At 42.8% G+C, this 24,428-nt stretch carries 18 protein-coding genes and 1 tRNA gene; 13 read left to right on the top strand and 6 right to left on the bottom strand.

Annotated elements, in window-relative coordinates; genetic code table 11:
• Positions 1 to 158 precede the first annotated feature (158 nt).
• Positions 159 to 1,946 (top strand): DUF885 family protein, encoded by a 1,788-nt coding sequence (locus tag NFS34_RS00500; protein WP_251357879.1) that lies wholly within the window; start codon positions 159 to 161, stop codon positions 1,944 to 1,946.
• 72 nt (positions 1,947 to 2,018) lie between these two features.
• Here NFS34_RS00500 and NFS34_RS00495 read toward each other — a convergent pair whose 3' ends face one another.
• The 3 genes from NFS34_RS00495 to NFS34_RS00485 all read right to left on the bottom strand — a co-directional run bounded on the left by NFS34_RS00495 (position 2,019) and on the right by NFS34_RS00485 (position 6,332).
• Positions 2,019 to 3,182 (bottom strand): 5-(carboxyamino)imidazole ribonucleotide synthase, encoded by a 1,164-nt coding sequence (locus tag NFS34_RS00495; RefSeq protein ID WP_251357878.1) that lies wholly within the window; start codon positions 3,180 to 3,182, stop codon positions 2,019 to 2,021.
• On the bottom strand, positions 3,183 to 3,692 hold the full coding sequence (gene purE / locus NFS34_RS00490; protein WP_251357877.1) for a 5-(carboxyamino)imidazole ribonucleotide mutase: 510 nt from the start codon (positions 3,690 to 3,692) through the stop codon (positions 3,183 to 3,185). It abuts the gene before it with no gap.
• Positions 3,693 to 4,232: 540 nt separating this feature from the next.
• On the bottom strand, positions 4,233 to 6,332 hold the full coding sequence (locus NFS34_RS00485) for a winged helix-turn-helix domain-containing protein (protein WP_251357876.1): 2,100 nt from the start codon (positions 6,330 to 6,332) through the stop codon (positions 4,233 to 4,235).
• Between the two features lie 220 nt (positions 6,333 to 6,552).
• Here NFS34_RS00485 and NFS34_RS00480 point away from each other — a divergent pair, with 220 nt between their 5' ends.
• The 6 genes from NFS34_RS00480 (at position 6,553) to NFS34_RS00455 (ending at position 10,940) form a co-directional block, all read left to right on the top strand.
• Entirely contained in the window at positions 6,553 to 8,538 is a 1,986-nt protein-coding gene (locus tag NFS34_RS00480; protein WP_251357875.1) for an alpha/beta hydrolase-fold protein, read from the top strand.
• A gap of 328 nt (positions 8,539 to 8,866) precedes the next feature.
• Entirely contained in the window at positions 8,867 to 9,517 is a 651-nt protein-coding gene (locus NFS34_RS00475; protein WP_251357874.1) for an IS1595 family transposase, read from the top strand.
• 214 nt (positions 9,518 to 9,731) lie between these two features.
• Positions 9,732 to 10,205 carry a hypothetical protein gene (locus NFS34_RS00470; RefSeq protein WP_251357873.1) on the top strand — a complete coding sequence of 158 codons (474 nt, stop codon included), beginning with the start codon at positions 9,732 to 9,734 and terminating at the stop codon, positions 10,203 to 10,205.
• A 2-nt stretch (positions 10,206 to 10,207) separates the two neighbouring features.
• Positions 10,208 to 10,411 (top strand): helix-turn-helix transcriptional regulator, encoded by a 204-nt coding sequence (locus tag NFS34_RS00465; protein ID WP_251357872.1) that lies wholly within the window; start codon positions 10,208 to 10,210, stop codon positions 10,409 to 10,411.
• 25 nt (positions 10,412 to 10,436) lie between these two features.
• Positions 10,437 to 10,649: a hypothetical protein gene (locus NFS34_RS00460; RefSeq protein WP_251357871.1), complete on the top strand. Its 213-nt coding sequence runs from the start codon at positions 10,437 to 10,439 to the stop codon at positions 10,647 to 10,649.
• Positions 10,650 to 10,853: 204 nt separating this feature from the next.
• Positions 10,854 to 10,940: transfer RNA gene (locus NFS34_RS00455), tRNA-Leu, on the top strand.
• Between the two features lie 48 nt (positions 10,941 to 10,988).
• On the opposite strand, the gene NFS34_RS00450 is transcribed toward NFS34_RS00455, so the two are convergent.
• The gene (locus tag NFS34_RS00450; RefSeq protein ID WP_251357870.1) at positions 10,989 to 14,531 is read right to left on the bottom strand and encodes a PAS domain-containing hybrid sensor histidine kinase/response regulator; all 3,543 of its coding nucleotides are present in this window, start codon (positions 14,529 to 14,531) and stop codon (positions 10,989 to 10,991) included.
• A 172-nt stretch (positions 14,532 to 14,703) separates the two neighbouring features.
• Here NFS34_RS00450 and NFS34_RS00445 point away from each other — a divergent pair, with 172 nt between their 5' ends.
• From NFS34_RS00445 to NFS34_RS00435, 3 genes are all read left to right on the top strand, one after another.
• Positions 14,704 to 16,959: a TonB-dependent receptor gene (locus NFS34_RS00445; RefSeq protein ID WP_251357869.1), complete on the top strand. Its 2,256-nt coding sequence runs from the start codon at positions 14,704 to 14,706 to the stop codon at positions 16,957 to 16,959.
• 92 nt (positions 16,960 to 17,051) lie between these two features.
• Positions 17,052 to 18,347 (top strand): GntP family permease, encoded by a 1,296-nt coding sequence (locus tag NFS34_RS00440; protein WP_376707945.1) that lies wholly within the window; start codon positions 17,052 to 17,054, stop codon positions 18,345 to 18,347.
• An 80-nt stretch (positions 18,348 to 18,427) separates the two neighbouring features.
• Positions 18,428 to 19,108 (top strand): alpha/beta fold hydrolase, encoded by a 681-nt coding sequence (locus NFS34_RS00435; protein ID WP_251357867.1) that lies wholly within the window; start codon positions 18,428 to 18,430, stop codon positions 19,106 to 19,108.
• A 66-nt stretch (positions 19,109 to 19,174) separates the two neighbouring features.
• Here NFS34_RS00435 and NFS34_RS00430 read toward each other — a convergent pair whose 3' ends face one another.
• The gene (locus tag NFS34_RS00430; protein ID WP_251357866.1) at positions 19,175 to 21,301 is read right to left on the bottom strand and encodes a D-(-)-3-hydroxybutyrate oligomer hydrolase; all 2,127 of its coding nucleotides are present in this window, start codon (positions 21,299 to 21,301) and stop codon (positions 19,175 to 19,177) included.
• A 163-nt stretch (positions 21,302 to 21,464) separates the two neighbouring features.
• Here NFS34_RS00430 and NFS34_RS00425 point away from each other — a divergent pair, with 163 nt between their 5' ends.
• A complete protein-coding gene (locus tag NFS34_RS00425) occupies positions 21,465 to 22,226 on the top strand; it encodes a 3-hydroxybutyrate dehydrogenase (RefSeq protein ID WP_251357865.1) in 762 nt (253 codons plus the stop codon).
• Between the two features lie 20 nt (positions 22,227 to 22,246).
• Here the strand turns inward: NFS34_RS00425 and NFS34_RS00420 are convergent, their stop codons facing one another.
• A complete protein-coding gene (locus NFS34_RS00420; protein ID WP_251357864.1) occupies positions 22,247 to 22,891 on the bottom strand; it encodes a response regulator transcription factor in 645 nt (214 codons plus the stop codon).
• A 267-nt stretch (positions 22,892 to 23,158) separates the two neighbouring features.
• Between NFS34_RS00420 and NFS34_RS00415 the strand changes: the two genes are divergently transcribed.
• Positions 23,159 to 23,896, top strand: coding sequence for a hypothetical protein (locus NFS34_RS00415; protein WP_251357863.1), 738 nt, complete (start codon positions 23,159 to 23,161; stop codon positions 23,894 to 23,896).
• Positions 23,897 to 23,905: 9 nt separating this feature from the next.
• Positions 23,906 to 24,388, top strand: a complete 483-nt coding sequence (locus NFS34_RS00410) for a redoxin domain-containing protein (RefSeq protein ID WP_251357862.1) — start codon at positions 23,906 to 23,908, stop codon at positions 24,386 to 24,388.
• Positions 24,389 to 24,428: the final 40 nt, after the last annotated feature.

Below are 24,428 nucleotides of genomic sequence, written 5' to 3'. Positions count from 1 at the left end.
TGCTCTATAGCAGTAGCTAAATAGCAATGAGATATCTTTTGTCTTTTGCTTCTCGCTTAATCAGCGTTTAGTTAGAGGGATGATAGTCAGCAAAAAGCTTTCGGTGTTAGCCGATTCCTGCTATAAAAAAGGGCTTAGCCTTATCAAAAATTAATACTATGAGATTAACAAGATTTTTATCGGCCGCCAGTTTATTACTGCTAAGCCTAACGAATGTGCAGCTTTTTGCTGAAGAAATGAACGCCACAGCTAAGTTGCATCAACTATTTGATCAAGTTGAAAGCTATCAGTTGAGTTTAAACCCCATCATGGCTGCCAATAAGGGTGATAAATCCGCTCGTGGTAAGTTGCCCGATTATAGCTCGCAGGCCTATGCTAAAAAGGCTGAAAAACTCGAACGGTTTCGTCAACAACTCCTGTCGATCGCTACGGATTCATTATCGACTGAAGATAAAGTCAGTTATCAAATGATGTTGCGTAATCTGGACATTCAACTATCGGATATTAATTATAAAAGCTACCAAATGCCTTTAACGGCGGAGTATGGCTTTCACATTCAAGCTGCCTCGCTTGGCGAGCGATTAAGCTTTAAAACACTCGATGATTATGAAAATTATCTGACTTTGCTCGCCCAAGTCCCAACCTTCTTTCAGCAAAACATTGATAACATGAAGGCGGGTTTGGCCAGAAATTTCAGCGTGCCGCAACAGGTGCTTGCCGGTTATTCCGACGGAATCGCTGCCTACATTCAAGAAGATCCTAGTCAAAGCGTTTGGTATAAACCTTTTGCACAGTTAGCCGCTGGAATCACAGAAAGCGAGGCTGAAAAGCTAAGAGAAAAGGCAAAAAATGTCATAAAAAACAAAGTAATAGCTGAATTTGTTAACTATAAAAACTTCTTTGATAAAGAGTACTACCCTAAGGCTAAGAAAACCATAGCCGCTACTGATTACCCCGATGGTAAAGCCTTTTATCAGGCGCAAGTTAAGCGCTACACTACTTTGGATCTTACCCCTGAACAAATTCACGAGATTGGTCGCAAAGAAGTCAAGCGGATCCGTGCTGAAATGGAACAGGTGATAGAGGATACGGGCTTTGATGGCAGTTTTGCCGAGTTCCTCAATTTCTTAAGAACCGATCCACAGTTTTATGCTAAAACTCCGGAAGAGTTGTTAAAAGAAGCCGCTTATATCTCGAAAAAGATGGACCATAAACTACCCAAATTTTTCGGGAAGTTACCGCGCCAGCCATACGGGGTGGTTGCTGTTGCGCCGGAGATAGCACCAAAATATACCACGGGGCGTTACTCTGGCGCGCCGCTCGATAGCACTAGAGCTGGAGAGTATTGGGTCAACACTTATGCCCTAGACAAGCGCCCACTCTATAACTTAGAAGCCTTATCATTACATGAAGCAGTGCCGGGTCATCATTTACAAACGGCTTTAGCAAAGGAGCTGGATCACTTACCAAAATTTCGCCAAAACACCTATATTTCAGCTTTTGGCGAAGGCTGGGGGTTGTATTCGGAACGGCTCGGCTTAGAGGCTGGATTTTATCAAGATCCTTACTCGAATTTCGGTCGCTTGACCTACGAAATGTGGCGTGCGATGCGTTTGGTTGTTGATACCGGAATGCATGCCATGGGTATGAGCCGTGCTGAAGCAATTAAACTAATGGAAGATAATACCGCTTTATCGACGCACAATGTGCGCACTGAAATTGACCGCTACATTAGCTGGCCAGGTCAAGCGCTATCCTACAAATTAGGTGAAATTAAGATCCGTGAATTAAGAGCCAAAGCTGAACAAGCGTTAGGCCAAGATTTCGATATTCGCAAATTCCATGACGCGGTGTTAGGGCAGGGATCCGTGCCTTTATCGGTGCTTGAAGATCAGATTAATGACTTTATTCGGCAGCAAAAGGCAGAAGATGCCAAAACAGAGTGATGATGTAACTTATTGAAAATTTGTTGTTTTATACAAGGCATTTCAAATAATAGGTGTTGCAGGCAACACCTATTATTTCTTGTGATTATAAAAATTCGACTTGAGTAATTCGCCAACCAATTCTTGCTGCCCCACCATATTTAGCAACTTAATCACATTGGGGATAAAGTTTTCATCATTGTTGCCATCGGCAGTTAGGTTAATGTGGCCAACTTTTCTCCCCGGCTTTGGTTTTTTACCATAATCGTAAAGTACCGCATTGGGAATTGCTGCTACCAGCTTTTTATCAGGAATACTGCCAATCAGATTGATCATGGCGGTGGCATTTTGAACCGAAGTATCTTGCAGTGGCTGGTTGGTTATGGCTAATAAATGATTTTTAAACTGCGAAGCAATGGTGCCATCCATGCTCCAATGGCCTGAATTGTGTACGCGAGGGGATAACTCGTTGGCGGCAAGCTTATCGCCCAAATCGAATAACTCCACCGCCATAGTACCGACATAGCCAATTTGCTCCATAACTTTGCGGATAATCTGTTCGGCTTCTTGTTGTTTTGGATCATTTTGTAAACTTAAAGATAGCCTTAAAATACCTTCACGATGGTAATTTTCGGCTAGTGGGTAAAAAGCTATCTCGCCATCCAGATTTCTGGAGGCAATGATCGACACTTCGCGCTTAAAACTCACCATCGACTCTAAAATACAAGCTACTGGCGACAAGGTTTCCCAGGCAGCTGCTAGTTGATTTTCTTCGCGAATAACTACCTGACCTTTTCCGTCATAGCCATCGCGGCGGGTTTTTAAAATCGCGGGTAGGCCGACTTTTTCAGCAGCTGCTTCTAAATCACTTAAACTATCCACCGTAGTAAATTGTGCCGTTTCAATCCCCTGTTGGTTGAACATGGTTTTTTCATTAAGGCGATCGCTGGCTAAGGTTAAAGCATTTGAAGAAGGGTGCACGGCCATTTTTGCTTCAAGCGCTTCTACCAAGGATACGGGAATCGATTCGAACTCGTAGGTTATAAGATCTGACCAACTTCCCAACGCTTCTTCGGCTTTTGGATCAAGGTAAGGGTATACAAAGAGTTTACCATAGGGCGCCGCACAAGCATCCTTTTCCGGCGCTACAAAAGCAAACTCGATCCCTAGTGTTTCGCCAGCCTGCGCCAGCATTTGCGCTAGCTGGCCAGCGCCAATTATACCGATTCTTTTAGCGCCGATTTTGTTAGCTGACATTTACAGCGCCTCTCTCGGATCCGGATTATCCATAATGGTTTGGGTTTGAGTTGCTCTAAATTCTTTGATAGACGCCTTTATTGCCGGATATTTGTTAGCCAAGATACTAGCTGCAAACAAGCCCGCATTGGCCGCGCCCGCATCGCCAATGGCCAAGGTTCCCACGGGGATTCCAGCGGGCATCTGGGCGATGGATAGTAATGAGTCAACCCCATTTAAGGTTCTGGATTTAACCGGAACGCCTAATACCGGCAGCGGGGTAATCGCCGCGACCATGCCCGGTAAATGGGCAGCGCCACCAGCGCCCGCAATGACTACTTCGATGCCTCTTGCTTCAGCTTTTTCCGCGAATTGATACATTTTTTCTGGTGTTCTATGAGCTGAAACCACCTCAACTTCATAAGGCACACCCATCTTATCCAAGGATTCTGCCGCTTTTTGCATGCATCCCCAATCAGACTTAGACCCCATCACAATGCTTACTAACGGTTGGTTTTTATCAAGACTCATAAATTTATACTCAAAATGAACAATTCAAATTACTAGTTTTTGGCTATTGGCAAACGTGTGGCAAATTTTCAACTTAGCCTCTAATGTGAATAAACGGATACCAGCAGCCAAAATGTTAGATGCGTATTATATAAATATCAAACCGATAAATATAGAGGGATAAAAATACTGCCAAAAAATAAAAAGCGTCTCTTTTGTTAGGTGCTGGTTATCTACAGTGTGAATTCATCCAGCTACTGGGTAAATAGCTAATCTTATACAAATTTGTATTTATAGTTCAATAGCTTACACGCTATTTAGGCGAATTAATAAACAAAGTTAGTATAAATAAGAGTTTATGTAATTAGGTGTCCTTTACTTAAAGAAATAATATATAAATTTCGTTTTGAGGATAAATGTCTAACTAGTTTTTATTTTTTGAGCAATAATGTATTCAAACTAGGTGATCAAAAAGTTTATAAGTTGTGACGCTATTCTATAGTTATGTTCAATTAAAATAAGTTGTTTTCGTAAGCGTATATTGGCTCTTAAAAATTAGTATTATTTTAAGTGAAGTTCGGCAACTTCTTTCTTTGCTGAGGCTCGAATTGTCATTAGTAGTTGATCTCTATTGATATCGGTTAGATAGTCAATGTTGCGGGGTGCATTTCTAATTATTTTAAAGGTGTCATTAGCTAAAGAGTAGCTCCAAAATTGAAAATCATCATTGATGCCGTAAATAAGATTGTCTTTTAATCGGAACCTTTTATTAGTTCCTTGCTCGTTTAACTTATCAATAAGTATGTCTTCAGCTGGTCCCGATTTCCAAAACCTATTCAATTGATCCATGTAAATCATTTGATCATCTTTAGTCTTAGCAGCCCAGTGGATCTTTTTATTATTAATAATGCTAATCTCAAGACTAGCCAAGTTTATCTCGGCAAATTTTAATATCCCTTTTATTTGGACGACAGCTAAGGTTGTTTGACTTTCACTATCCCACTGAAACAGCTGATGAATAGGTTGATCTAAAGAAAAACGCTTTTCAGTTCCATCAAGAAATATCTGAATTAATGTTTGATCGGCATTAACTAAGAGGCTTTTACCATCGTTTGACCAAGCCAGCTCATATAAATAAGTATCCATAGGGAAGCGGCTAAGCTGTCGTAAATCCTTACCACTAGTTAACCAAATTTGCGATTCACCAGAGCGGTTGGATATAAAAGCGATTAAATCGCTATTAGGTTGAAAGATAGCGTTTTTTTCTGCAAAAATAGAACGTTCCAAGACCTGGTGGTCTTTATTGTTAGTGTTTGGTAACTCTTCACTTTCGGTTGGAACTAGATAAGCTAAGGGTATTGATACAATATCACTATCATAGTGGCCTTTAATCACTAGCATTCGTTGATCATCGGGGTGAAATTTTGGTGAGCCTATGGACTCATCAAGGGGCAGACTTATATTGGTTATTTGACCCTCATAAGATAGGGTGAAAAGCTGACGACCCGTGCTAAAAATCAGTCTATTGTCAAGCGGTGAAAAGCTAGGTCTTATTAGTTTAAACTTTGCGATTTCTTTCGGGTACTTTATTCGATAACTGGATACTAGTTGACCGCTTGGCTTAAGGGTTTCAATATAGTAGTGACCATCACTATGCACACTGGTTAAGGCAATCAGATCGTCTTTCGTTGAGTAGTCATAGTTAATTAAATTGCCATCCTTAACTTCATAAATTAGTAGACTTTTATTATCTCGAATCGAATATTTAATCAACTGCCAGCGGTTCGACTCTTCTTGTAATAAAGCAATATCGTTATTATTTAGCCATAGAGGGCTTTTAATTCTCGAGTTTTTACATTCCAATAAGGCACTTGGTGATTGAGGTGCTTTAAGTGCATCGTGAAAATCCAAGAGCATCAACGTATAGCACTCTTTCTGGGTTATTGGTTGAGCGCAATCTCTGGATTGGATAAAGACTAGCTTATTACCATCTTGTGAGAAGCTGTGACTGCCGTACATCTCTAAGTTTTTGGTTAGCTGAAACTCTTTTTGAGTGTTGATATCTTTTGCCCAAATATGATTGACACAATATTCTTCAGAATATCGTTGAAAAACAACATATTGTCCATCGGGTGAATAGATGCCGCCAAGCTCTTTATTATCGGTGGCGGTTAGTAAACGCAATTCACCAAAAGATAGAGTAGATGTTTGTTTGGGTTTTAGGGCTTGATACCCCAAAAGAATCAGCGCAATACCTCCAATTAGAGTCGCAATATAGCCAAAAGTTGGTTTAGATGGTTTTGTTGGTGGAGTAGGCGAAGCCTTTAGTGGCGCACTTTGTTCAGCAGAAGGTTGCCATTTTACATTACATTCTAAGCTATATCCCTGCTTGGCATGTGTTTTGATGTATGACTTTCCATCGTCGCCTAGTGCTTTTCTTAATTGAGCAATACTTCTTTGTAAGGTGTTGGGTGAGACGGAAGTGCCTTGCCAAACATGATCTAATAAGGCGTCATGGCTTACTACTTTGCCTTGGTTTTCGGCCAAGTAGGTCAAAACAGCTAAAGCTTTTGGCGCAAGTGTCTGCGGTTGCTTCTTATAAGTAATTTGATTTCTGGATAAATCAATATAGTAATCGCCTACCCAATATTGTAATGCCATATAGCCTCTAGCAATGATTAAGTGGTTTAGAGCTGAAGAAGAGAGTAAAACCTACTTTAGCATAAGTCCCAATTGTAGCTAAATATGAACATCTAACCAATTGATAAACAATAGATATTTCCATATCAGCTAAAAATCAGCTAAAAATCAGAAAAACTTCCAGCGGTTTTAATTGAGTTTGCTAATTTTAAAGCTACGACTTCCTTTGGGTATGGTGAATATGAAAAATACTGTTTTCTTAACTTTATGCTTTTTATTAGTTTCCGTCACTGTCGATGCTGGTGAAATGAATCCTTATGAAATGCCTAGAACCCAGGTCATCCCTATTAATGATAGTGAGTCAAAAGGGCAATATGAGCTCTATATAAAACTGCCAGAAGATTATGCAAAGAATAAGGATGATAAATATCCAGTTATTTACTCCACGGACGCGGTATGGCACTTTGAAATATTATCCGCGGCTACAGAGTTTATGCTTGAGGATGTGATCCTAGTCGGAATATCTTGGCGAAAGGACATCACAGAGGATTTACAACAAAAATATGGGGAGCACGCCAGTCGATTTACCGATTATTCATTCTGGACAAAAGCCAACTCTAAACACCCCTTGCTGAAATTTGGCCAAGCCGAAAATCATTTGGAATTTATTCGCAACGATATCATCGAGTATGTGGATAACAATTATCGCACCGATCCCGACAGCCGTACCTACTTCGGTTACTCACTAAGCGGTGCATTCGGTGCTTATATATTACTGACAAAACCTGATACTTTTGATAATTACATTCTTGGAAGTCCGTTGAACAAAGGCTTAATACCATATCTTCTTGAGATTAATACTAAACTTGGAGCTCTTGAGTCAAATAAAAACAAGGCGCTACAAACTAATGTGTTTATTGGCTACGGCACATTGGAAAAAGATAAGCCCGAACCTATCAATGAATTTATTGACTTAATAGATAGAAAGAGAGGTATATCGGTACAAAGTGAAGTGATTGAAGGTGATCATCAAACCGCTTTCCCTTTGATTGCTGTACGCAGTGTATCTTGGCTATCTACCGTGATTAGAAATATTACCAGCAATGACGATGAAATCTCACTGAACCGCAGCTCTCCGATCGGATTCCTTAAAATTCCGCAGCTCAACAAAGCCTTTGTCAACACTACACCAGAGGATAGAGAAGATGGCATCGCTGTGGGTGAGTTGGGTGTCGATGCCGGTAATAAAGATATGATTGTCAAACTAGCGGAAGAGATTGCCGATCATAATCAAGGTCGATTTAACAGCTTTCTTATTAGTCATAAAAACAAGCTTATTTTTGAATCCTATTATGGACGGGGTCGCATCAATCTACCTCACCAGCAAGCATCAGCGACCAAAGCCTACACGGCTCTGTTGCTTGGTCGAGCTATTCAGCTAGGCTATTTGACTATGGAGGATCTAGATAAACCATTAGTCAGTTTTCTTAAAGACTTAGATTCGAGCAAGTTTGTTGATGGGGTAGAAAAGATTACGCTTAGCAAGGCTTTAACCATGCGTGGGGGTCTTACTATTAACAGAGATGAGTGGAAAGAGCTTAAGAAAGATCCAAACTCTCTAAAGGGGCAAGGCCAGCTTCAAGTTCTTTTCGAGCATTCTGAAACTATAACCGCAGAGTCTCAGGAGTTTTCATACGGGAACTTTAATCCAGATATGGTGATGCAAGTTATCGAGGCTGTAGTGCCTGGAACGGCCATAGATTTCCTCAAAAATGAGCTCTTCGAGCAACTAGGCATTACAAATTATATTTGGAAAACTACAGTAAGTGGTGTTGCAGAGGCTGATGAACGTTCGAAATTAACATCGCGCGATATGATTAAAATAGGAACATTGGTTAGCAACAAAGGCAAATGGAATGGCGAGCAGTTGATCCCAGATGTGTTTATCGAGAAGGTAATACAGCCGCACCTCTACACTGATGATGACTATAAAGTACACTACGGCGGCAAAGATGTCTCAAACCAAGGATACGGTTACTTCTGGTGGAATGCAGATTTGAAAAGTGGGGGAAAAACTTATTTTAGCTCATCAGCTCAAGGAGGTTGGGGGCAATTTATCATTCTGATTGAGGAGTTGGAATTAATGGTTGTGTTTACCGGTCTCGATAACGATACCAAATACCTGCAATTAGTCGCAGAGCGAGTTTTGCCAGCTTTTATTCGATAAAAAATTGGGTAACTACAATTAGTAATGGACTCAAAACAAAAATGTGAAAGGTATATAAGGGTTGTAGGGATCCTACTACCGTTTAGTTTACAGCTAGTTTAGGAGCTGCGTTGAATATATTTGTACACATTATATGAATGTGCGTCCATTAAGAAAGAAGGAGCTAAATGCTCCCTTTTTAATTAATTACCTGCAATTCGGAAAAATACATATAAATCAATAACATAACTATCTCAGATGAAGTTTATATAGTATTTCTTTAATTTATATAGTTTCTTTAAAAATTTAGGGGCTGTCCTAGATAATTAAAATTATTTAGGATGGTAGGATGCGCAAAAGTCGTTTAAGTTGGTATAAGCAAGTTCGGTTGATAGAGTACTTTGTAGCAGGAGCTACATCTAGGACTTCGGCAGCTTTAATCGGTGTCAATAAAGACACGGCAAGTTATTATTTTCACCGCTTGAGGCTGCTGATATTTGCCCATCGTGAGCAGGCCAACTTACTCAGTGGTGAGGTTGAAGTTGATGAGAGTTATTTTGGTGGAAAGCGCAAAGGCAAGCGTGGTCGAGGAGCGGCTGGGAAAGTGCCCGTATTTGGGCTTTTAAAGCGTAATAGTAAGGTTTATGCGGTGATTATACTCGATGCCAAAACTGAAACATTGCTTCCTATTATTCGCGAAAAAGTGAAGCCCGATAGTATCGTTTATACGGATACTTTTCGCAGTTATAATGCGCTGGATGTGAGCGAATTTAAACACTTTGGGATTAATCACTCTAAAGAGTTTGCCAAAGATAAAAATCACATTAATGGTATTGAAAACTTTTGGAGTCAAGCGAAGCGTCATTTACGGCGATTTAACGGCATTCCAAGAAACCACTTTCACCTCTATTTACGAGAGTGTGAGTGGCGTTTTAATAACAGTGACCCAAAGCTTCAATTATTACAATTAAAACAATGGGTTAAAGAGGATATGGGCTAGTTATCTAGGACAGCCCCAAAATTTATACTCTATTTCATTTTCATCCAGCTACAAAGCACACCAATCAATCGATGTTAATAAAGATTTGACAAGAGCCACCCAAATTGATCATAATGACAACTAAAGGTTGCAAAAAGGATTGTAAGGGTTTCTTTTTGTAACCGTTAAATATTATATTATTTACAAGTGAATTATTGAGAAAGAGGTAAAAGTCATGGGTGAAACTGCTAATTGTGCTGAGGTAATGGATCGGATGAATCGGGGGGTGGCTTGGGCCATGACCATCTGCGGGGTGACTTATTTTGTGGTCGCTGCGGAAAAAGCGTTTGAACAGAATCCCTTGAATGACTATTTGGACTTAGCGACTGTTGTTGGGATCGCGCTAACGGTTGCGGTGACATTTTTTGCTATGTTTCCTGTGATTAAAATGAAGCTGACGGGCAAAATGAAGGGTAAAAAAGAGCCTGAAAGCTTTTTCTCGCAAGTGATGATAAGCAGTCTTGTTCGTTCGTTTCATATTAATCTTTTCCTGTTAATCATTTTGCTGGGCTTGGAGAGTAGAATAGATAAATGGAGTTTACCGCCATCGTTTTATTTGGTTGTGATGTTTGGCTCTATGGTGTTTTGGGTTGGTATGGTTTTCTTATTTTCTATTAACACGGATGAGCTTGACGAATTGGAGGACTGATTATGAGTGGTGAATTGGATAATCGTATTCGGGTATTTCGGGCCGAGCATCGCATGAGCCAGTCAGAGCTTGCGGAGGCGATTGGTGTTTCACGCAAAACCATCAGTACCATTGAAGTAGGGCGTTTTGTTCCCTCGACTGTAATTGCCCTAAAAATCGCTCGTTATTTTGAAGTGCCGGTAGAAGAAATTTTTTCATTAATTTAACTGAGTGCAATGGCAAGGAGTCCTTATGAAAGTCAAAATGATAGCTTTAGTGACGATTTGGCTATTGATGAGTGGTTCAGTCCTGCTCAAAGATGTCCTAAGAACAGAATTTAAGGCAAATCAGTTAACAGAAAAACCGCCTAGTTTATCCGCTCATCGGCTCGCAAACTTTAGAGTTAGAGATAACTCTGCGCCATCTTGCTTGCACCACTGGCTGTATCAGCAGTTTGAGCGCTAAAACGGTCTGCGCAAGGTTTAAGAGAGCATCAACACTTTTCAGATATAGTGTCTTGCAAATGCAATCCAATTGTTTATAATGCGACCCACTTTCAGGTGCTGTATAAAGCCCTAAAGTAGTAGCAAAGGTAGCGCAGGATGCGCTTCCGATTAAGTGCTGCGGTTTGGTTGGAAATGAAACTTTCAACCCGCTAAACAGTTTTATGCCAGAGTGGTGAAATTGGTAGACACGTCGGATTCAAAATCCGATTCCTTCACGGGAGTGACGGTTCGAGTCCGTCCTCTGGTACCATTATTCTCTTGTAAAAGAGCTTAAAAGCCTTGATTTTCAAGGCTTTTTTTATGCCACGATCTTTCTTAATAAGTTGTATAGCTGAAGCGGTTTGATTGGCTTGGCCAGATAGTAGTGGCCATGCTGCTGGATCTGCTGCAAAACTTCTTGGCTTTGGTCAGCGCTAACAATTAAAGCCGGAACCATCGCTAGCTGCTGGGCTGATAGTTGTGCTTTTACCAAGGCAATGGTATCCAATCCTGTACGGTTTTGCTCAAGATGAAAATCACTGATTACTAGGTCAATAGCGCTATGAGCTACTTTGCCAAGCTGTTCGCTGAGTTGCTGATAAGAGTGATAGCTGATTAGTTGGCAGTTCCATTGTTTTAGTAGTTGGCTGATTGCTGCCAGTTGTTTAGGATCATCGTCAACACACAAAATGGTTTTACCATCAAAGTCGATAGGGGATGTTTGCTGCTCAGATCCAGAGCGATTCAGGCTTTGTTGTAATTGAGCCTGACCTAGCTCTAAGGTAAGACTAAAAGTACTACCTCGACCGTGCTCTGATTCTAAGCCAATCGGTACCGACAATAGTTTGCACAGCTTTTTACAAATAGCCAGCCCAAGGCCATGCCCAGAGTGTTTGGCATTTTGCGAAGTCGCGAGTCGGTTAAATTCATCAAAAATGGTATCTATTTGATCGCTAGGGATCCCTTCTCCATTATCACAAATTTGTACTAATAACTGATTGCCTTGATTGCGACATCCGATCAGGATTTTGCCATTGGGTGTGTGGCGAATGGCGTTATTCAATAGGTTTTGTAGGACTCTTCTTAGCAGCTTCGGATCGCTGCGAACGATTTTAGAAGATGCAACATAATGCAGCTGGATCCCTTTTTCTTGCGCGACTAAGGTATGGGATTCAAATAAGGGTGCGAGCAATTCGTCAATCGCAAAGTCAATAATTTGAGGTTCAATCGCATGGGAGTCGAGTTTGGCAATGTCGAGTAGATCTTTGATCAAATTTTCGGCTTGATGGATAGAGATTTGGATATGTTGTACTGATGTTTGAATGTTTTTCGGTGCATGCTGTTGGGCAATGGACGAGGCGAATAAATTGGCCGTGTTTAAAGGTTGTAATAAATCATGGCTACAGGCAGTCAAAAATTGAGTTTTGATTTGGTTGGCTTGTTCGGCCTGACCTTTTGCTTCTACCAACTGTTGATTAGCTGCAGCCAGATCAAGAGTTCGCTCTTCTACTCGTTGCTCTAAATTTTCGTTCAGTTGTTTAAGCGATTCTTGCTGCGCTTTGTAGTCGGTAATATCGACAAAGCTGGTGACAAAGCCGCCGCCCGGCATGGGATTGCCTGTAACCACCAAGCTGCGCCCCCAAGTATCGGTTCTTTCGTGGCTATGCGCTTGACCATTTTTAAGGGTGGCTAAACGACGTTCAACTTTTTGCTTGATAACCTTGGGATCGGTTTCTTCCCTTTGCGCGTTATATTCGATCAGCTTGACGATAGGCGTTCCTATCTGCATTAAATGCTCGGGACAGGCAAACATATCCACATAAGGTTGATTCCAAACCACTAGCTTAAGATCCCGATCGATAACGCTGATACCGTGCGGTAAATTTTGTACGGCAGCTTGTAATAGCTCGCGGTTAAACTCTAAGGCAGAATAGGATTCTTCAATAAATTCAACCACTTGCTCCAATTCTTTGGATTGCTTTTTGCTGAAATTATTCAGTACCATGCGAGCGGTGGCGCTGCCAATGGCGCCACTTAGGGCGTACTCTATATGATGAATAGCTTGTTTAGATGCTTGTTGTTGTCCCCATTGGCTGGGCTCAACATTGTCTGGTAGCAAATGGAGGTTTTGCAGCTGAGTAAACAGCTTTTCAGTTTTATTGTGGCCAATAAATTGTTCACTAATTGCTTTTAGATCGAGTAAAGAAAGCTCATCAGAATAATTTTCCCGACCTTGAAGAGTGTCGGTGGGAATATTGATAAAGGAGTTGGCTTGGGCTTTTTCGATAAGGCCGGTACGGGTATTTTTAGCGACTAAAAAGTACACCAAAAGATTGGCAAAGAGACTCCAAAAGACACCATGTGTAATGGCGTCGAATTGATGAGCACCGAATAGGGCGGTGGGTTTGAGCCATTGCCAGCCAAACGCTCCTTGATGAATAAATTCCGCATTGATTAGGCCAATATTGGCGATAGAAGGTAGCAATAAAGTATAGAACCAGAGTAAAAAGCCAGCGCTCAGTCCTGCTAGCGCGGCTTTGTGGTTGGCTTGTTTCCAGTAGAGTCCACCAATGATGGCGGGCGCGAATTGGGCGACCAAAGCAAAGGACAAAAGCCCGATAGACGGAATTTCAGTTTGCGAAGCCACCACTCGGTAGTAGCTGTAGGCAACCAGTAGCACCAATAATATAACACCGGCGCGAATGCTTAAAATGAGTTTGGTCAGATCTCGTCCAGGTGCCGTGTATTTTGCTCGCTTGAGCAGCAGAGGCATGATCAGGTGGTTGGTTAACATGGTGCTAATGACCAATGTTGCTATGATTACCATGCTAGTGGCGGCAGAAAGCCCACCAATAAAGGCTAAAATGGTTAGGTTGGCTTGGTTGGCAAGCATCGGGATCGCCAATATATATTGATCGGCGTTAACGCTTTGTTCGCTAAATAGCTGATTGCCGGCTAACGCGACCGGTAAAATAAAAAAGTTTATTGCGATCAGATAGAGTGGGAATAACCAGCGCGACGTTTGGATCTGTTGACCATTAGTCGGCTCTACCGCTAAAACGTGGAACTGTCGAGGCAAACAAAACATCGCCAGCACCCCAAGCAAGACGTGAGTCCAATAAGTCAGCGGCATTTGGCTTATGACGTCCGCGGACGGTTGTTCGCTATTCGTCAGTTGTGCCCAGAAGTTTGAAAAACCATCAAAGGCATACAGGCTGATAAAAATCCCGACTGTAATAAAGGCAATCAATTTTACCAGCGACTCGAAGGCAACCGCTAAAATCACGCCGGAGTGTTGCTCATAACGTTCGCCTTTTTTGGTGCCAAATAAGATGGTAAACACCGCCATTAAAATCGCAATGTAAAAGGCCGAGTCTTGGCTAATGGAATCCGTGCTTGCCAACGTCGACCCTAAGCCTTGAGTAATAAATTCGTAGCTGTCGCTGGTTGCTTTAAGCTGGATCGCGATATAGGGGATCACGGCAATCACTGCGATTAAGGTGACCACAATGGCAATGGAATGTGATTTCCCATAACGCGAAGACAAAAAATCTGAAATAGATGTGCTGTTATGTTTTTTAGAAGCAAGCAGAAGTTTTTGCACCAAGGGCCAAGCCAGAGCGAAAAAGATGATGGTGCCAAGGTAGGTGGGAGCAAACCACCAGCCGGTTTCTGAGGCTTGCTGGATGGTGCCAAAAAAGGCCCAAGAGGTACAATAAACTGCCAACGATAAACTGGTAATGATGGCGCGACTTTTATCCGAAAAAGTATCCAGTTTACGATTGCCGTAGTGGGCAATGGCGAATAGCAACAGCAGATAACCCATTGCAATAGCAAACAGTAGCCAGCCCGATATAACCACTAAAATTCCTTAAATATCAATAAATTGAAGGTGAATATTTGATTTTATAACTATAGTACTAAGGTATAGTACCAAGCCTTGTTATGGTTGGATATAGTAATGCACAGAAGAAATAATACAACCAGATTAATAGATCACAAAGTGCAACCAACTTTTTTCTTTGGGAGAAAAAATGAAAGCAAAAAACTCCAAATTCAAGTATTCCGCGATTGGCTTATCGGTACTGTCAGTATTGTTTGCCAATTCGTTGGCAGCGGCTGAGGCTAACTCGGAACCAGAGGCGGATTCCGCTAAAGATTCGGCCGACGTTATCCATATCACTGCGCGTCGAGTGCAGGAAGATCCGCAAAAGGTTCCGGTTTCCGTTTCGTATTTCACCGACGAAGCTTTGGAAGAGGCGGGAGTACAAAATATCACCCACATTGAAAATTACATTCCTAATGCAACCTTTAATGCCAGTCGGGGTACTAATTCGACTTTAACTGCCTACATTCGTGGTGTTGGTCAAAACGATCCTTTGTGGGGTTTTGAGCCTGGCGTGGGTGTTTATATCGATGACGTTTATGTGGCGCGTCCGCAAGGTGCGGTACTGGATATTTTGGATATTGACCGGATTGAAGTTTTGCGCGGACCGCAGGGAACCTTATACGGTAAAAATACCATTGGTGGTGCTTTGAAATATGTAACCAAAGAGTTAACGCCAGAAACCGAGTTTACTGCTCAACTGGGCGTTGGCAATTTCGGCCAGTTGGACTTTAAGATCGGTGGGCAAACGGCGTTAGGTTCCGATAAATGGATGCTTGGTTATTCTTTTGCCAGCCTTAATCGTGATGGTTTTGGCGAAGTTAAAGGAGACAGTGCCTTTGCCGGTGATGACTTGTCCGATAAAGATGTTTTGGCGGGTCGTCTTAACCTAACTTATGCTCACAGTGATGATTTACGCTTTAAATTGGTGGTGGACCGAATCGAAGATGATTCAAATGCTCGCGGTGGTGGGCGTTTAACAACCTCTAATGTGTCCAATTTACCGCCACTATCAGATGTTCACGATACTCGCCAAAACCTCGATCCTGATAGAAACGAGGTGAATACTAGCGGCGAAGCGCTGACCATTAATTGGAATATTAATGACCGTTGGTCTTTCAAGTCGGTATCGGCGCAACGTCGAGGAGATACTACAACCGATATTGATTTTGACCAGCTAAATATTAACGATTTTGATGTTCCAGCGACTTACGATGACGAACAACTTACGCAAGAGTTTCAGTTTGCTTACAACCAAGGCAATTTAAATGGAGTCTTTGGTTATTACTATTACGATGGTGAGGCCAAGGGTTCGTTTGACGTTTTGTTGGGGCAGATTTTAGGTGGCTTAGGTTTCTCGACTACCACTTCAGGAGTAGTCGATACTCGCAGTCACTCGGTGTATGGCCAAGGTAGCTACCAATTCGACGATCAATGGTCGATGTCTTTCGGTGGCCGCTATACGCATGATGATAAGCGTGCTTATGTTAATGTGTTGGCTTTCTTAGGAGTCGATACTTCAGTAGCGCCTTTCCAAGTTCGCTCGAATTTTAACAATGATGAAACCTTTGATAATTTCTCTCCACACTTAGGTGTGCAGTATCAGATGAATGACGATGTAATGTTGTATTCTGGTTATAGTCAAGGCTTTAAAAGTGGCGGCTTTAACATGCGAGCCAACCAAGCGGCCGATCCTGGCGCGGATCAACCCTTCAAAGAAGAGACTGTGGATCAGATAGAGTTTGGTGTTAAAAGTACACTGCTTGATGACCGTCTACAGCTTAATGCAGTGGTTTTCTATCAAGACTATGATGATAAGCAAGTGACCACCAATACCAATGTTGATCTGGATAATGATGGCATCAACGAAACTTTTGTCGGACGAATTCTGAATGCTGGCCGGGTGGAAGCTTATGGTTTGGAAGTGGAAACTTTATATTCCGCTACTGATAATCTTAAATTCTTTTTCAATTTAGGTTTGTTAGATGCCGATTACAAAGAGTTTGATGGCTTTGATGTGACGGGCAACCGTATTGATCCCGATGACATTAATATTATCAATACGCCGGAAACTACGGCGAACTTAGGCTTCAACTATCAAATTCCGATGGCTTCAGGTGCCTACTGGTTGCTTAATGCCAATGCTGCTTATCGTGATGACGTTAAGATCTTTGATTTAGATTCACCAGTGGATCAAAGTGGTTATACCTTGGTCGATGCTGCAGTAAGTTATATTACCGCGGAAGGCGACTGGCGCTTTACCTTATCGGGACGCAATTTAACCGATAAGGAGTATCGTACTGGCGGTTACTTCTTCCCAGATTTAGGGGTTGAAGGGACGGTTACAGGTTATTACGGCGACCCAAGAACTTATACCTTAACGGCAACCTACAGTTTCTTCTAAAGTTAGTCTCAGGTGCTACCTTGGTAGCACCTTTTTTTACTCTATATATTTCTAACGACCATGATTAAAAGGATAAGTAATTGACTATCAGTATGCTTGGTTTATTGGTGGGTCTAGGCCTGCTGATTTATACTGCCATGCGTGGCATCAACCTTTTTATTGCAGCGCCAGTGTGTGCTCTTATCGTCGCTCTAACCAGTAACCTTTCTATATTCCCCGGCCAAGAAACGTCTGCTTCTTTCGTCACTTCCTACATGGATGGATTTTCCTCCTTTATCGCAGCTTGGTTTTTCATGTTCTTGCTCGGTTCTTTGTTCGGGAAGTTTATGGAAGACACCGGCACCGCCGACAGCATTGCCCATTGGATTGTAGGCAAAATCGGCAAAAAACATGCGGTGCTAGCGGTAGTAATTTCTTGTGCGCTACTAACCTACGGTGGTGTGAGTTTATTTGTCGTGGCTTTTTCGGTGTATCCTCTAGCCCTCAGTTTGTTTAAAGACGCCAATTTGCCGCGACGCTTTATTCCAGCCGCACTAGCCTTCGGTTCTGTGACCTTTACCATGACCTCTGCCGGTTCGCCCGAAATCCAAAATTGGATCCCCATCAAATACCTTGGCACTTCGCCTTTTGCCGCTTGGGAAGTCAGTTTAGTAGTGGCGGTTTTTATGGCAACTTTTGGCTATTGGTGGCTGAATAAAATGCTTAAAAGTGCGGTGGCGCGTGGAGAGCAGTTTGCAGCTCGCGACGATGATCCGCAAACCGACGAACGTCAATTGCCCAGCCCATTAACTGGCGTTTTGGCCCTGTTAGCGGTATTGGTTTTTTCCTTTTTATTGCACGATAGCTTGCAGCAATACGCGCTTATTATTGCCTTACTAGCAGGCGTTTTGGTGATTGTGATTGCAAACTGGAAGTTCTTTAAAGATATTCAAGCAGCGATCACCTCTGGCACCACTGGCGCTCTAGTGGCGATTGGTAATACCGCGGCAGTGGTTGGCTTTGGCGCTATCGCTAAGCAGTCGGAAGGCTTTGCTTACGCGGTGGAATTGATGACCAGTTTACCAGGAAACGAATTGATCGGTGCTGCCCTGGCGGTTAGTGTAATTGCCGGTTTAACCGGCTCGGCATCGGGTGGTCAAGCTATTGCTCTTCCGATTCTAGCGCCGCATTACACCGAGCTGGGAGTTCCGCCAGAGCAGTTGCATCGTATTGTTTCTATTTCTTCAGGCGCGTTAGATTCTTTGCCGCATAATGGTTATGTGGTAACCACCATTCGCGCCATTTGCGGGGAAACCCACCAAGCTGCTTATGGCCCAATGGCCGCCTTGACGGTGGTGGTGCCTTTGTTGGGATTAATTTTAGCAATTGCTTTATTTTCGATATTCTAAACGACTATTCGGCATTGTGGGCAGCTTTAACCTTATCGGTTTTGAGTGTATTAAAACCGAGCTTGTAATAGGAGTTAATAATGAACAAGTTATTGCTGTTTTTAATGTTAATGCTAGCCAGCGCGGCGTCTTTTGCTAACTGCAAAGATGCGGTGGTGCTGGTTCATGGCAACGCCGGCTCGAGTAGCGATTGGAGTAACACCTATAATGAACTGCTCAGTCGTGGTTACAACCATGCTGAAATTTTTCGTCCCAACTGGGGCTCTTCTTGTGCGGCTTGCAACAACCACTATGGTAGCGAAGAAACGCCAGTTAGAAATGCCATCCAAGCTGCTATTACTCAATCATGCACTGGCAAGGTTGATATCGTGGCGCACTCTATGGGAGTGACTTTAGCGATCGATCAAATTAACGATCTTTCCGTTAGCACCAAAATTAACGACTTCGTTGCGGTTGCTGGCGCGGTGCGCGGCCTGCGGAGTTGTGGCTACTATCCTTTCAATGTTTACACCCCCACTTGTGGCTATTGGGGCTTATCCATTGGCAGCCCTTTTCTTAATAGCATCTATGGTGATCACTTTGCCGCCGATGTGTATTCCATTAAAAGTTGGGCCGATCAAGTGGTATGCGTTGGCGGCTGTACAGTAGGTGGTATTCATTCTTCCAGCGTATGGAATGAAACGGCTAGTTTCACCTACGGCTATGGCCATTTCGGGCTACAGAGTTTTACCAGCGTCAAGCAAGTGGATTTACTGCAATAGGTTGATCCAAATATTGTCAGTGCAGCGCTTTCGATCTCCTATCAGCGCTGAAACAAGGTGAGGATCCTATTGGATACTCACCTTTTCTTTATCCACTAAAATAGGGTGTTTAGGCTTTTCGCTGATGGCCGGAGTATGTTCCATGCTTAAAGCTTCGATAGCGCCATCTTTTAGTTGTCGAGTTTGGGTTGCGACTCGCTGGCTAGCTGGAAGTGCTTTACCTTGGGTTAAGTGTTGCCACATCAGATCCAGTGCCTGTTCATAATAAGTGTGAAGTGGTACATAGCGACTTTGCAAGGCGGGCAACGCATTAAAAGCATCGAAATGGTGCGCGTTTTCGATCTCATAGTAGCGCAATTGGCTTGCTGCTGCTTCTTTACGATAATTCAATCCTAGATAAGCGCGGGAGCTGTGGTTAACGTGAATCAATCCATCCGCTTGGCCATGGATAATAATGGCGGGTGTGTTTTGTAAGTCTCCAGTGGCGGTAATTTGCTGCAAGCTCGCTTCGATTTTAGCTTTTGCACTCGAGTCGGTTGCTACTGCTATTGGCAAGTTCGGCTTAAGGGTTTTGTTAAAGCATAGATCGCTTTGATAAACCGGCGATAAATCAAAATCAGTATCGGATATTTGAGTTGGCCATTGAATATTAATTCCTGCGGTTGGCGGCACACCGCTACTGGTAGCGAATAAGCTGGCTTGAGTTTGAGCATTAAATTTAGTGTTATCGATAACAAAATGGCTACCGCAAATAGGCTGGGTAAAATCTGCTTTGGCATAAGCGTTAAAGTAGGTGGCGTTGATGGCGTTCCATAGGTTGATGGAAGTGCCAACGGGCAGAAAATCGAGCGCTTGCGGTAATAAGCCAATCTTAATAAGTGCCTGATAAGATTGCTCGGCTTGGGTGCTAATATCCTTTCCTGAAATCAAGCCATGCTGTTTTAAGTAACCGCATTGAGCAGCAAATTGTGCTTGGTTAAATTGAATATACATAGCAAAACTGTGTTTTGCATAATGTTGCGAAAGCAAGGCGCAGCCTTGGTATAAAGCAATATCTGCATTGTAATTAAGCAGTGGCTTGCCTTGTGTTATAAATTGTGACGTCTGATCTGCAATGATTAAATCGTGATTAAGAGCGGGTGCTAGGTTTGGCTCACCAACGACTACTGCATCGAATAGCTGTTGCCGATCCAGCTCGACCGCACGCAAAGCAGCACCGCCAGCATTGGAGATCCCTGCTGCTAAGATTAGGGTATTGTTTGGCTTATAATTTTGCTCTGGAAAGTGTTGATTCAAAAAATACAGCCCCGCGTGAGTGGCATTAATCACAAATTGTCCCCAATCTTTTTCCAGATTGCTTTTTGAGTGAGCGTGTTTGGTGGCAACTACCCTTGGCTGTTTCTTATCCTGATTGCTGGGTTTGAGAGCACTTTCTGAGTTAGGTGAGTTAGACGGTTTGGGCGAGGGTGGTTGCCAAATTTTGTTAGGATCCGCTGAAGGGTTAAGAGCAAGCTTAACTAAATTGCCTTGAATATCATAGCCTGCTTGTTGTTGCGGAAAATAAAAGCCGCTGCCTGTACCTTTGTCGGTATAAGCAACAGCACAACCCTTGTGTAATGCCCAAAAGCCCACCACGCCAACGGCACCATAAATGCCTCGCGAGCCAGAAGAGGCGCTGACCACTAGGCAAGCTTGTTGCTGGTTAAAGTTTTCAGGGATCTGCACCAAATAAGTGGCTTCGAGTTGGCCGCTTTTGTCACTGGAATAAGTTAAAAATTCATCGCCATAAAGCTTGTCGCTTGCGGCTAAACCGTAGCTATCTTTAAAACCTCCTGCTGCGCTTAAGTCCATCAAGGCGCGGATATTGTGGTAATAAGCTAGTTGACGTAATTCAAGAGGAGAAGGCTTTTCAGAATCGGCCAGTGATGGTGGCGTTACTGAGCGCAGCTGCGCTAGCGATAAACCGGCACTTAGTAAATCGAATTCTGAGTTTTGCTGCTCGCTAAACACATAATGAATTGGTCGCTGGCTATTGAAAGCTGGTTTTGAGGTAGCTGCTTTGCTGGCTGTTATTTTCGATTTTTCAGCTAGCTCGGTTTGGTTTTGATTATCTTGGCAGGCGCTTAAAGCTAAGCAGGCGAGCAAACAACTGCTCAATAATGCAGAGTTTTTTGATAAAAATTTTAGCTTCATTGTTATTGATGACTCTCAAGTTTTTACGTTTATTAAGGCATTATAACTTACTCCTAAGGCGATAAAGCGAGTAACAACTAATACTTTAGTAGTGCATATCAAAAGGTATCGATTTGCTAAGATAGGGCTATTGAAATATACACAATTGATAATGACATAGGTTATGAAAAACGTATTGGTTACCGGCGGTGCTAGCGGCATAGGCAAGGGCATTGCCGAGCACTTGGCACAACAAAATTATCAGATCTTGGTCACCGATTTATCGAAAAGTGCAGCGCAGGAAACGGCCGCGGAGATTGGTCGTAAGGGTGGTGAAGCTAAGGGGTATGCACTGGATGTGACTCAAGCTGAAAGTATTGCGCAGCTGTTAGCGGATTTGCAAGGCAGATCGGTAGATATTCTTATTAATAATGCGGGTATCCAACACGTAGCGCCGCTGGAAGATTTTCCGATGGATAAATGGCAATTTCTGTTGGACGTGATGCTAGTGGGTGTTGCTCGTTTAACGCAAGCCATTTTACCAAGCATGAAAACGAATGATTTTGGTCGCATTATTAATATTGGGTCGATCCATTCGCTGGTGGCCTCGCCTTTTAAAAGTGCTTACGTTTCGGCCAAACATGGATTGCTAGGTTTTAGCAAGGTGGTGGCGCTGGAAACTGCTGAGCATAACATTACTATCAATACGGTTTGTCCGGCGTACGTAAAAACGCCTCTAGTCGAGAAGCAAATCGCAGCCCAAGCCAAAGAACATGGCATTTCTGAGCAGGAAGTGATTGAACACATTATGTTAGAGCCGATGCCGAAGAAAAAATTTATTGGTCTTGATGAATTGGCGGGCACTTGTCAGTTTTTAATGGAGCCTGCAGCAAAAAATATTACCGGCCAAACCATTACTTTGGATGGCGGCTGGGTAGCACGCTAAATTTAGATGCTGGACTAGCTTTAGTCGTCAAATTGCTGTTGCTTGTAGAAAATACCCGCCTGAGTCCGATTGACCAAGTTGAGCTTTTTTAAAATGGCTGAAACATGCTGTTTAATGGTGCTTTCCTGAACTCCAAGCTCATAAGCCATTTGCTTATTCAGCATACCGTCAGCGATTAGAGCCAATACTTTTAGTTGTTGCGGGGTTAGCTGATCGAGTAAGTTTGGATTCGCTGGACTGACTTGCGAACTGCGTAACTCTTGCGCGATTTCTTGCGGTAACCAAACTTGCATATTTAAGACCGCTGTAATGGCTTCTGCGATAACCTCAAAAGAAGATGATTTTGGAACGTAACCGTTGATCCCTAGCTGTAGAAGTTGTTGAATTAGTGCCAGATCAGTATTCGCAGAGACCACCAAAACCGCAACTTCTGGGCGCTTTTCGAGTAGGGTTTTTACCGAATGCAAACCATTATTGCCAGGCATAGAAAGATCCAGCAATAATAAATCAATTGACCTATGTTGCTGGTAATGGTTCAAGACCTCTTCAAAATTACTGGCTTCATGCACGCTAGAGGCTGAAAACTTTTGCAGCAACACTTGCTGTAAAGCCTGTCTAAACAGCGGATGGTCGTCTGCAATGAGAAAACTTAAAGAGTCATTCATTCAATATCATTAGTCGTTGGCTAATTCGAAAGCTAACAAAGGATACTGGATCTTGCATCGGCTTGGTAGTGTTTTAATGCTGAAAGACTATTGGACCTGAGCTATAGGGTTTTAATTCGCCCAGTCTCTGCTATGACATTCGAATCATCTTAGAAGATTACGCCGTACAATTTTGCGTAACTAATTTGGATCCCAAATTAGTTGACAGGTGCCGCCATAACTCATATAGTTTGGATTCCAAATTAAATTAATTGGTAGGTGTCTGTAATGAAAACTCTTGTGGTAATAGCTTCTGCCTTGATGTTGCCAGTGTTAAGCGCTTGCGCTAGTCAAAGCCATCATGGTCATATTATTTCCGAAAAAAATAAGGATATTGAAACGGCGTTTGATCTGATCCACGCCAAAGTAGAGCGTCAAGGTGACTATTTAGTTTTTCAACAAGCTGTAACCGGAATCGCTGGCTCGGTAAAGCCCAGTGCCAAAGGCGCATTGGCAGGAGCCGATGTCTATAGCTATGTTTGGCCGACCAGTCTTAATAGTAGCGCGGTTGGTTTTGAAGAGGGGCAGGGTATCTTAGCTTTGGCGTTAACCGTTCATCCTGATTTCGATGATACCCCTTTGTACGATGAAGACGGTGATGGCAACTTAACCAATGATGGTGATAAGTGGCATAGCCATTGGGTGGTGCTCACTAAGGATGAAGCCTGTGGAGCAGCGGGTATGAAGGTCAAGGATATCCCAGAAGGTACTAAGCCAAAATTGCCAAAGACTTGGCCGGGATTACCGCTATTTATCGATAGCCCAGGTTTTGAATTTTCTCTAGTGGAAAGTGAAGTTTTGGTAAAGGTGCCAGTAGCTAAGATCCTTGGCGATACCAATTTCAACTTTGACAGCGTCACATCGGCATTGCGCGTTAATCAACAGGTTCATGCGCCTTTACTGTGTATCGTAGACGTTTGGGACATAGCTTCGGGAGATTTAAGTTTGCCAGGAACAGTGAAATAGGCGGTAACGATGCAAGCTCCGGAGTTTTGGGTAGAGAGTTGGTTAAATAGTTCCAAGCCACTAACGATTAAAGCTATGGCGGGTAAGGTTATGGTCATCTATGCGTTTCAGATGCTTTGCCCAGCTTGTGTTCAGTATAGCCTGCCTCAGGCTAAGCGTTTGCAGGATAAGTTTGCCCAAAGCGACACTGTGCAGATCATGGGTTTGCACAGTGTGTTTGAGCATCATGCGGCACAGAATCCTGCAACTCTTCAAGCCTTTGCTTATGAAAATAAACTGAGCTTTCCGATTGCTATCGATACTCACCAAAATTCAAATGGGGAGCTTGATAAGATACCGCAAACCATGCAGCGCTATCGACTGCAAGGCACTCCAAGTTTGCTGGTCATCGATGCTCAGTCGCAGTTGCAAATTCATCATTTTGGGCATCTTGATGATTTGACCTTGGGGCTAGAATTAATGTCGATAATCAAAGGGTCAGGTGACAGCTAGCCTTTATTGAGTAATACTTTAAATTAGTGGCTGGCTTAAC

It is taken from the genome of Kangiella sp. TOML190 (assembly GCF_023706045.1).
Lineage (GTDB): Bacteria > Pseudomonadota > Gammaproteobacteria > Enterobacterales > Kangiellaceae > Kangiella.
Note: the sequence above shows the minus strand (reverse complement) of the source record. Positions and strands in the feature narration are given on the sequence as shown.